The following is a 9,292-nucleotide window of genomic DNA, read 5'->3' as shown; positions in this document are numbered from 1 at the left end:
CAGACAAAGAAAACGGTATATCAGTTAAAACATGGCTTGCTGGATGACTATCTCTGCGAGCAGTTGCGCTCGCCTAGACTGATTGTTGCGTAAGTCCTATCATATTAAGTTTTTAGCCCATCACGTTTTAGACTATTCTTGGTGGGTATTACTCGGAAGTGCCATTGTTGCTGGTTGGATGATGGGAATTGCCGCTTGGCTTGTGACCTCAGCACGCGACACACTAAGCCGTGTTCTACTAGTGGCACTGATTACCGCCTGTATTGGTGTGTTGGGTCTGCATCACAGTATTGTCGGGAACATCGAAGTCTTTTCAGGCGTTCTCTTTGGTGACACCTCTATCTTAGACTACATTAGGTTTTTATTATTGGCGTTAATAGGCAACACCATTGGCGGTGTGGTGTTTGTGACGGTATTAAAGTTCGGCAGCTTAAAATACGATATTAAAAAGCTAAAAGAGGACAGCTTAGAGGAGATTGAGGCTGACCGATAACTGCATTCCTGCCTACTAATAGTCATCACTCTATTGTGGGTAAAGGCGGCGGTATCCTTGGATTATCTACCGTATACACCGCCGTACCATAGGCAATGGCTTCAACCATGCTGCCGGTAATATTGATACTGGTAACTTCTAAGCGTAGACCATAAACCTGATTGTACCCTAAGAACTGGGCTTCCAACTTCATACGCAATATTGCTTCACGGCGAGCCCGCTCTAGTAAAGACTCATAAGTAACTAGGTTTTTACCAAATAGATGTAATAGACGGGCTATGATCATCTTAAAGTAATCTTGGGCAATAACCACACTGCCCATCACCAATACCCCTTGAGTATCTTCGGCAATCTTGGGCTGATAAAAGCGCTCACTTGAGACAACAATGTGCCCCAACTCTTTTTCAGCTATGCCAAGACGTTTGATGTGGTCGCGTTCGTTTAGACGGCCAAATACCCAGCCAACAAAAAACAAGCCAATAAAAACAATATTGTTAACCAGAAAGTCTAAAACCGCATCCATTACCTTGAAATCCTATAGTAAGTTAAGTAATGTCGATTGACCCCCGTCTATCGATTAAAGTCATTGGTCTGTGTGTCTATCGGTGGTAAGGGAGGAATCTCTGTGCTTTGAGGGGCAGTATTAAAAGATTCCGTATGCGGGCTTGCCATCTGCCTGGTAGGAGCATTGAAGGCAGGGCTATTATTGGGAATGGCTCTAACTGCAGTGCCATAAACAAATAGCTCAGAAGCCCCTTGTGCAATACTCGAAGTAGAGAACCTAATGCCCACAATGGCATCGGCACCTAATGCTTCGGCCTTCACAAGCATACGATCTATCGCCTCTTGACGCGACTCTTCTAGCAGCTCGGTATAAGCCGTCAACTCACCACCCACAATATTTTTTAGGCTGGCAAAAATATCTTTACCGACATGCTTAGAGCGTACGGTACTGCCATAAACCACATCCAACCGTTCGGTGATGATATAGCCTGGAAGGTGCTCAAGATTAGACAGTTGTATGCTCATGCTTTACTCTTCAGTATTAAATAATAAAAACAGCTCGCTTAAGTTGCCTTCAATGCTATTGGCCATCTGTGCTAAGGCATCATCGTCACGGCGAATGGCAGCTAAGTCTTCATCTTCGTCACCATCTACTGTATCAATACCGCTAAACACCATCATTGGTAAAGTCAGCATGGCCACGTCTTCAGAGCTTTCTTCGTCACTAAACCAATCTACGGTTTCATCACCGTACATGGCATCTACGAACCCAATAGACCAAGCCGTTAATTCAGATTCTGGAGAAAAATCCATTTCCCCTGAGTCTTCGTCAATCTCTAAAGGTAAGGCGATACCCTCTTCGCGTTGTAAGTCTTCTAGTAACTCTGCTCGCCACTCTTTAACGGCCGCTTTTACTTCAGCACTGACCTTAGAATCTTGACCTTCAAATAATAGGGACAACCAATTAGGCAAAGGCTTGCCAACTATCGTTGCAGTCAAAAATCCGTGAGTAGCCACACTGTCTAGCCCATGGGCATTGGCATCAGAATCTAGGAAGTTTTGTAACTCTTCTAAAGTCATAGTATTCTCGTTTATTTTTAATTTGGAAAAATTGCGGGGTAATTTTGGCGCTAGTAGCAGCTAGATGTGGCAATCAGAGAGTGTTATGAATGAACGGTAGATGTGCTTATTCTCCCACCAAATTCATTATAAATAACTTAGGTAGGCAAAAACGGGCAGCGGTCAGCATCGGGCTAACCGCTTGTATTAATCTTCTTCAGCTTCGTCATCGAAGTCTTCATCATCAAAGTCTTCGTCATCGAAATCATCAAAGTCATCATCAAAACCATCTCTTAGCTCACGAGCCAAGCGTTTTTCTTCTAACATGTTATCGATTAGACGACGTTTTTCTAAACTGGTTAAGCGTGCAGCTTCCGCTTCTGCTTCGTCCACTTTTTTTGCGTCATCATCATCTTCAAAGTTTTCATCATCGAAATCATCAAGATCATTATCACTCATTTCATCATCCTCTTATGTTAATGGTCTGGTCTGATCTGACCTAGTAAGTTTAACGGGTTACTTGTCAATTAGTTGTTGATAATCTTTAACAATTACCAACAACCTATACCTATATTTATAAAAACGCTAGTTTAATTAAGTTAGCTCATTTAGTTAATAGGTAATAGCAAATTTAATTTAGAGCAGAAAGTAGCACCGCATCACGAACATCAATTAAGCGCTGCATCATTGAGTCGCTCACCCCTTCTAATGAGGCACAATCACGCTCATAAACTGTAGTTGGATTTTTTAAACTGTTCAGCTGAATATAGCCGCGCAATTGTTTCAATCCTTCTACCGGTAGTAAAGCTAGAATATCCCCAGCTTTTGCATTGTGAACCAACAACTGCTCTATTTTCTCACTGGTAGCCTGGTCACTTACCCCAGCGACTACCTGTAGAGCGAAGCGCTGCAGCTCACGGTGCTTCATATAAGTCACTTCATTTAGCATGACGTAGGCTTTGGCCAACATGATTGCCGCTAGACCTGCCTTACTATGGCTTGTGGTTGCCAAAAACTCAACCGTTGCCCCACTTTCGTCAAACACCGGCTTATTATTTAGCTTAATACCAAATAAAATCGGCTGCTTTAACATCTCATCAATCGTGCGCTGTAACAGCTGAGTACACAGGGCAAAATAAGGCTCTGATTTTTCAAATGCCAAAGCACCTAATAAAGAGTTAGGGTCATAAAAGCGAATTTTCACAGTCGCCACTTCAATGGGTCTATTGGCCATCAAGGATTGCGGCTTAGCTTCAGTCGCTGTGGCTTTATCCTCTGATTTAGGATCGTCGGCTGAATCAGCTTCTGTTTTACCAGCGGCATTATCATCTATTTTACTTAAAATGTCTCGCTGAGATTGATCGGCATTGTCACTAGCAAGCTGCGCTGAGTGCTCAGCTTGGCTATCAGGAGCATCACCACCCTCTTGCTGAGTCTTGATATAGTCGCCCAGTGCTTTTTGGATACTTAATCCATCTGAGGGATGACTGCCTTCTGTTGCTTCAGAATCTTGACGCTGCATACCTAATCGACCCCTGCCCTGACCTTGGTTTTGAGTGATTAAGTAATCTTGGACATCACGACTAAGCGCAGCCAGCTGCTCACGCGTAGGACGTGCCACATAGCCGTATAATAGCCAAATCAGCAGATGCGTGATGAATGACCCCAAGATAAAGATCCACTGTGAGGCAATGATTTCACCATTACCGGTATCGCGTAAAGTCATATCAACTTTACCAATAACCGTGTCACCCATAATAACTTGGCGACTGATGGTTTTGCCCTCTAAAAGCTGAGCTTGCCCGGTTTGTATCAGCACCTGCTCATCAATATCTTTTACCGTTAAACTAGCAACGGTGTTTTCACTGGTATATCGGCCAGTTAAAACACTTAAACTCACCTTGTCCTTACTTAATAAAGGCAGTTTTACTTCGTCAATAAGTTGAACAAGCATTCTTTCGCCAGTTTGCGTTTTAAGCTCATCAAGCTGCTGATTGGTACTAATTAGCAGCAATGTGGTCTGTATAAAAAAGCTGATGAGAATAATTATGGCAAACAAGCCTTGCCGTGGCGCTAAATAGGTCATGTTATGCTAAACTTTTGTTAGTAGGTAGGGGTGTCCCGTCTTGGGCACGCTCTATTATTCCTAATCTTGCTTACGCTTACAAGGGGCTTAGCTCACCATGACAAAAAATACTACAACTAACCACCCAAATAAGGCGATTTTGGCCTCTCAAGACACCTCTGTATCCTTAGCCAATGCCACTGCGAACTTTGCTAGCTTTGGCTCAGGCATGACTGCGCACTTAAAAGCTTGGATTAGTGCCTTACAAAAAGCCAACGACTTATTGCCAAGCCATTTACGTTTTGACGATGTAGATTTCGCTGAGGAGACACAAGAGAACGGTAAAATCTCGTTAAGCCTTATTGAGCAGTTAGAAGACCTGCCTGTTTTTGCATTGTCGGTTGTGGTACAAAAGCAGGCTTTGTTACCCGGAGAGGCTGGAGAAGACAAAAAGGCGGCCTTCGAAGCTCATATCGCAGACTGGGCTACCCAAAACCCATTATGGCAAATTATCAAAGTGGTTCGCAGTACCGATACACTCCAAGACAGTACGGGCCGAGACCGCCTGACTCCCGTGCTCACCTATCGTTATATCTTAATGCCAACCGATACCGCCATCATGCAGCCTGGAAAAAAGTCAGCAGCCGCTCGCCTGCTTGACGATGGCATCACTGCCCATTTACGTCAATTTATCGAAACCCTACCTATCACCGATAACCTAGGCGGTGACGCTGCTATTGACTGCCATATTGTGTCTTTGGCAAAAATGTTACGCCCTCACCGCGTGGCGGTATTTGACATGGATTCTACGTTAATTGAACAAGAAGTTATTGTGGAGTTAGCAAAACACGCCAACATCGGTGACCAAGTCAGTGAAATCACTGAGTCTGCCATGCGTGGTGAGATCGATTTTGACACGTCTTTTAGTGAACGAGTGGCTCTACTAGAAGGCCTGCCTACTGATGCTCTAGATGAAATCCAACAGCAACTGACCTTATCGGCTGGGGCACGCACTCTTATTGCCACTCTAAAATCTTTGGGCTATCACACCGTACTGGTTTCTGGCGGCTTTACTTACTTCGCTGAACGTATTGCTCAAGAGCTTGGCATTGATGAAGTTCATGCCAACGACTTAGATATTGAAGAAGGCATAGTCACCGGTAATGTAAACCTACCTATCGTTAATGGTGAGCGTAAAGCCACCTTAGTGCAGCAAGTAGCCGATCGTATGAATATCACACCTGCCCAAGTTATTTGTGTCGGTGACGGTGCCAACGATCTGCCCATGATGGCTCTTGCTGATTTAGGTGTAGCTTACCATGCCAAACCTATTGTACGTGCTCGTGCTGATGCTGCCATCAATGCAACAGGTCTGGAAGGCGTATTATATGTCTTAGGATATGCCGCTCAAGACTTGCTGTAACCTGTCTACGCCCTACTTATCCTAGGCTCAGACAAGATTATCGTAAGAATAAAGTCAGGCTCCATGGCTACCTCTGGTGGCTGTAGAGTCTGACTTTTTCATTTGCTATTTTTAAAATTGGTGTTCTAACTGCCATAATTTATAAAAATAAGAGATTTCTAACCGACTCCCAAAAAAATTTACAAAATAAATTATTTTTCTTTTTTTATGAGTATTAAGTCCCTTCTAGCCTAGGCGATGCTGTCAAATTTTTACTCAAATTAAACGACAGTGATTGTCGCAAGTTCTCTAGATATTCTTTGTATTTTAATAAAACATCGGCATAATAACTATCAACCAATCGCAACATTCGACTTCTTACACACAGCTTTTGTGTTGTACCTGTTGACCGTTCATGAGGCAAAATACATGGCAACTTTTACCATTATAGCCACCAGCACGCCTGGGCTATCTGGCACTTTTTATTGGTCTACTCTAGGTTATATGCTTCTCGCTGTAGGCATACTAGCCACCTACCTATCGGGTCGCCGCTATCTATTGGGTTATTTACTTGGCGGTATGGGATATTGGGTATTAATCGAAGGCATCCAGTCTATCGTGGTTAATGTTACCTCAATGAGCAGTGGTTATGGCTATCTAACAGCTGTCTTACTGACTGTCGCCGCTGCAAGCTCTTATTTGGGCTATCGTTATAGACAGTTTGTGGCGACTATGGATACTCAAAAAACAGGCGTTGAGTCATTAAGTCATCGCCGTGCAGCACCGCTTTCTGCAGCCGTTAAAACACGCACGCCAAAAGATAAATATATTGAACACACCCCTATTTACAACAACTATAAACCTCGCTTCCGTAATTAATTCAGACGAATAATAAGGTTTAAATCAACAAGGAAAGTTTGAACTTACAACTCACTTAATCCATTAATAACCTACAATTAAAACTAAAAGAATTTCATAACTTATACTCAATACATTGATAACGCCTCATTAAATTTAATGAGGCGTTATTGTTTTAAGCAGATAGCTTTTAAACCAGCAACTTATTGCTAAAACAGCTTACCTAGACTTGCAAAACGCTTACAACTGACCATATAAATTGACAATAATATGAATTACAATAGAGATATCTTTATACTGTGGCTTTATAAACTACTTAGCTAATTAAAGGCTTAGCCATTAAGTAAGTACTAAGTGGTTTAGAGCTGATAACAGATTCACCCCCTCCTTTTATCTGGACCCAATTATGTTTACTGTGCCTGTACTAAATATCAAAGCCAATCCTTTAGATGCTTTATTAGCCGCTGTTGGCTGCCGTTTATCCATGCTAGCCAAAAGCGATGACCCAAACATTCAGCAACTCTTAGAAGACCGTAAGGTTTCTATTGAACTGGGTAGTGAAGCTGACGGTATTGCCCGTTACTACGTTTTTGATGAAGGTACTTTTCAGCAATACGCCGGTAAAGCCAATGAGCCAAGCCTACGTATCGACTTTAAAGACTCAATGACTGGCGTTAAGCTACTAACCGGTGGTGACGTAGCAGCATTCATGACGGCCATTCAAGACAAAGAGCTTAAAATGGAAGGCGATTACAGCCTATTGATGTGGTTTAATCAACTGGCCAAACACATCGTTCCAGCAGTTCCAGAAGAGCTTAAGCCTCTATTAGAAAAAGCTCGCCCGCTAACTGAAAAAGCTCAAGGCCTAGCCTCACAAGCTATCAGCTTAGCAAAACAGAAGATGTCTAAATAAAACGGGCTACTCCCTGCTTTGATTGAAACCTATTTCGATTGAGACCATCAAAGTCCGTTAAGTTTATACTTAGTGCCTAAGTGGCTTATGCTACTTAGGCATTTTTGTTACTCTAATTAGTTGCAATTAAATGATACAATTACCTACATCATCGGATTCCAACTAATAATAAGGCGATTTGAGGAGCAAGCCAGATCATTGAGTTTGCTAAATCTCCTTATGCTGCTAATTTACAAAGGATTGTTACATGAGCACCTTGGTTCACCCTGGTACTAATATCGACTTAGAAGACAGTATGAAAGCAACTGCCCTAAATGAGCCTAAAAACTCGAATGAAATCAGCCGAGAATACATTGAATCGCTGTTTGATATGCCCTTTATGGACTTGCTATTAAAAGCACAAAGCGTTCATCGTCAGCACTTTAATGCCAATGAAGTACAGGTTAGCACTTTGCTGTCTATTAAGACCGGAAACTGCCCTGAAGACTGTGGCTACTGCTCACAATCTGGCCATTATCGAGACAAGACCGGACTACAGGCTGAAAAACTATTACAAGTTGAAAAAGTGATAGCGGCAGCTAAAAAAGCAAAAGCTTCAGGCTCATCTCGTTTTTGTATGGGAGCAGCTTGGAAGCACCCTAGTGATAAGGATATGCCATATATTGCCACCTTAATCAAAGAGGTTAAGGCTTTGGGATTAGAGACTTGTATGACACTGGGCATGCTAAATGCCGATCAATCACAACAACTGGCAGAGGCGGGACTGGATTACTACAACCACAACCTAGACACCTCTCGTCTCTATTACGACGAAGTAGTAACAACACGCAGCTATGACGAGCGCCTACAGACCATTGATCATGTGCGCCGCTCTGGTATTAATGTCTGTAGTGGCAGTATTGTGGGCATGGGAGAGAGCCGAGAAGACCGTATTGACTGGGTGCACCAATTGGCCAGTATGCCTCTTCCGCCAGAGTCTATCCCTGTTAACCTGCTGGTACCAATTAAAGGTACGCCTTTGGGTGATAAAGTGCTTAGTGAAGGGCAACTGCCCGTCCTTGAGTGGATACGTACCATAGCGGTGACTCGGATTTGTTGTCCGACCAGCTATGTTCGACTTTCGGCAGGTAGAGAGAGCCTATCAGATGCTGAGCAGGCTTTGGCGTTTATGGCGGGGGCCAACTCCTTTTTCTATGGAGATAAGCTGTTGACCACAGGCAACGCCAGTCAATCTAATGACGACCGACTGATGAGCCAGTTGGGACTAACGCCCATGGCACCAAAACCGGCCTTGACAGTTGTAGATGCTTTAAGTGGCCATAAGAGCCAGATTTAATATTTGAAAAACCCTATCATTAACCCTAAACTCACAATTAAATCAGTAACTTAACTGGAATAACAACCATGGTAGATTATTTTAACTGGATAAAGGCAGCCCACGTCATCTCTATGGTGTGTTGGTTTGCGGCTATATTCTATTTACCCAGATTGTTTGTTTACCACGCTATGAGTGATGATAAAGCAAGTCACGACCGATTTGTCATTATGGAGCGTAAGCTGTTTCGCGGGATTATGACTCCCTCGATGATTGCAACCTGGATCTTCGGATTGTGGATGTTGGTCTTAGGCTGGGAAGTATACAAAAACCAAGGCTGGCTTCACGTTAAGTTACTGTTGGTGGTTTTGCTGTCAACTTATCATGGCCTGTGTGGCATCTACCGTAAAAGACTGGTTGATGATCCAAAATACAAAAGCCATGTCTTCTGGCGTTGGTTTAATGAAATACCCGTATTGATCTTGGTGGCAGTGGTGGTATTGGTTATCGTAAAACCTTTTTAAACCAAGCTCACTGCCCTCCCCTGAAGTTATTAGAGTATTAGCTGATTAACTTATTAAATGATAAGGGTTACAAACAGTAACCACAAAGATACCTAAAACTATCTATAATTACTTACTATGAGTAAATTATTAAGTATAAAACAAGCAGCTAATCAGTTA

Annotated in this window: 11 protein-coding genes; 6 read left to right on the top strand and 5 right to left on the bottom strand. The window is 42.8% G+C overall.

Annotated features, from left to right (window positions below):
• Window positions 1-85: 85 nt before the first annotated feature.
• Window positions 86-493 (top strand): formate/nitrite transporter family protein, encoded by a 408-nt coding sequence (locus tag A1232T_RS07410; protein WP_244152412.1) that lies wholly within the window; start codon window positions 86-88, stop codon window positions 491-493.
• A gap of 25 nt (window positions 494-518) precedes the next feature.
• On the opposite strand, the gene A1232T_RS07405 is transcribed toward A1232T_RS07410, so the two are convergent.
• From A1232T_RS07405 to A1232T_RS07385, 5 genes are all read right to left on the bottom strand, one after another.
• Window positions 519-1,016 carry a YbjQ family protein gene (locus tag A1232T_RS07405; RefSeq protein WP_077448821.1) on the bottom strand — a complete coding sequence of 166 codons (498 nt, stop codon included), beginning with the start codon at window positions 1,014-1,016 and terminating at the stop codon, window positions 519-521.
• A gap of 47 nt (window positions 1,017-1,063) precedes the next feature.
• Window positions 1,064-1,522 (bottom strand): YbjQ family protein, encoded by a 459-nt coding sequence (locus A1232T_RS07400; RefSeq protein WP_077448820.1) that lies wholly within the window; start codon window positions 1,520-1,522, stop codon window positions 1,064-1,066.
• Between the two features lie 3 nt (window positions 1,523-1,525).
• Window positions 1,526-2,077: a YecA/YgfB family protein gene (locus tag A1232T_RS07395; protein WP_077448819.1), complete on the bottom strand. Its 552-nt coding sequence runs from the start codon at window positions 2,075-2,077 to the stop codon at window positions 1,526-1,528.
• Between the two features lie 186 nt (window positions 2,078-2,263).
• Entirely contained in the window at window positions 2,264-2,515 is a 252-nt protein-coding gene (locus A1232T_RS07390; RefSeq protein WP_007395890.1) for a PA3496 family putative envelope integrity protein, read from the bottom strand.
• A 172-nt stretch (window positions 2,516-2,687) separates the two neighbouring features.
• Window positions 2,688-4,142: a hypothetical protein gene (locus A1232T_RS07385; RefSeq protein WP_077448818.1), complete on the bottom strand. Its 1,455-nt coding sequence runs from the start codon at window positions 4,140-4,142 to the stop codon at window positions 2,688-2,690.
• A 97-nt stretch (window positions 4,143-4,239) separates the two neighbouring features.
• On the opposite strand from A1232T_RS07385, the gene serB reads away from it, so the two are divergent.
• The 5 genes from serB to hemJ all read left to right on the top strand — a co-directional run bounded on the left by serB (window position 4,240) and on the right by hemJ (window position 9,133).
• The gene (gene serB / locus A1232T_RS07380; RefSeq protein ID WP_077448817.1) at window positions 4,240-5,544 is read left to right on the top strand and encodes a phosphoserine phosphatase SerB; all 1,305 of its coding nucleotides are present in this window, start codon (window positions 4,240-4,242) and stop codon (window positions 5,542-5,544) included.
• Window positions 5,545-5,952: 408 nt separating this feature from the next.
• Complete coding sequence (aciT, locus tag A1232T_RS07375) at window positions 5,953-6,402, top strand: AciT family ciprofloxacin tolerance protein (protein ID WP_077448816.1); 450 nt, start codon at window positions 5,953-5,955, stop codon at window positions 6,400-6,402.
• Window positions 6,403-6,787: 385 nt separating this feature from the next.
• A complete protein-coding gene (locus A1232T_RS07370) occupies window positions 6,788-7,294 on the top strand; it encodes a hypothetical protein (protein WP_077448815.1) in 507 nt (168 codons plus the stop codon).
• Between the two features lie 295 nt (window positions 7,295-7,589).
• A complete protein-coding gene (gene bioB / locus A1232T_RS07365; RefSeq protein ID WP_244152413.1) occupies window positions 7,590-8,630 on the top strand; it encodes a biotin synthase BioB in 1,041 nt (346 codons plus the stop codon).
• Window positions 8,631-8,698: 68 nt separating this feature from the next.
• Entirely contained in the window at window positions 8,699-9,133 is a 435-nt protein-coding gene (gene hemJ / locus A1232T_RS07360; RefSeq protein WP_077448813.1) for a protoporphyrinogen oxidase HemJ, read from the top strand.
• The last annotated feature ends 159 nt before the right edge of the window (window positions 9,134-9,292 follow it).

The sequence above is a fragment of the Psychrobacter pasteurii genome, assembly GCF_900162815.1.
GTDB lineage: Bacteria > Pseudomonadota > Gammaproteobacteria > Pseudomonadales > Moraxellaceae > Psychrobacter > Psychrobacter pasteurii.
The sequence above is the reverse complement of the archived record's forward strand: the minus strand, read 5'-3'. Positions and strand labels throughout refer to the sequence as shown.

Coding starts and splice junctions, on each gene's coding strand:
- A1232T_RS07405 (WP_077448821.1), bottom strand. CDS start 1,016: ATGGATGCGGTTTTAGACTTTCTGGTTAACAATATTGTTTTTATTGGC.
- A1232T_RS07400 (WP_077448820.1), bottom strand. CDS start 1,522: ATGAGCATACAACTGTCTAATCTTGAGCACCTTCCAGGCTATATCATC.
- A1232T_RS07395 (WP_077448819.1), bottom strand. CDS start 2,077: ATGACTTTAGAAGAGTTACAAAACTTCCTAGATTCTGATGCCAATGCC.
- A1232T_RS07390 (WP_007395890.1), bottom strand. CDS start 2,515: ATGAGTGATAATGATCTTGATGATTTCGATGATGAAAACTTTGAAGAT.
- A1232T_RS07385 (WP_077448818.1), bottom strand. CDS start 4,142: ATGACCTATTTAGCGCCACGGCAAGGCTTGTTTGCCATAATTATTCTC.
- serB (WP_077448817.1), top strand. CDS start 4,240: ATGACAAAAAATACTACAACTAACCACCCAAATAAGGCGATTTTGGCC.
- aciT (WP_077448816.1), top strand. CDS start 5,953: ATGGCAACTTTTACCATTATAGCCACCAGCACGCCTGGGCTATCTGGC.
- A1232T_RS07370 (WP_077448815.1), top strand. CDS start 6,788: ATGTTTACTGTGCCTGTACTAAATATCAAAGCCAATCCTTTAGATGCT.
- bioB (WP_244152413.1), top strand. CDS start 7,590: ATGAAAGCAACTGCCCTAAATGAGCCTAAAAACTCGAATGAAATCAGC.
- hemJ (WP_077448813.1), top strand. CDS start 8,699: ATGGTAGATTATTTTAACTGGATAAAGGCAGCCCACGTCATCTCTATG.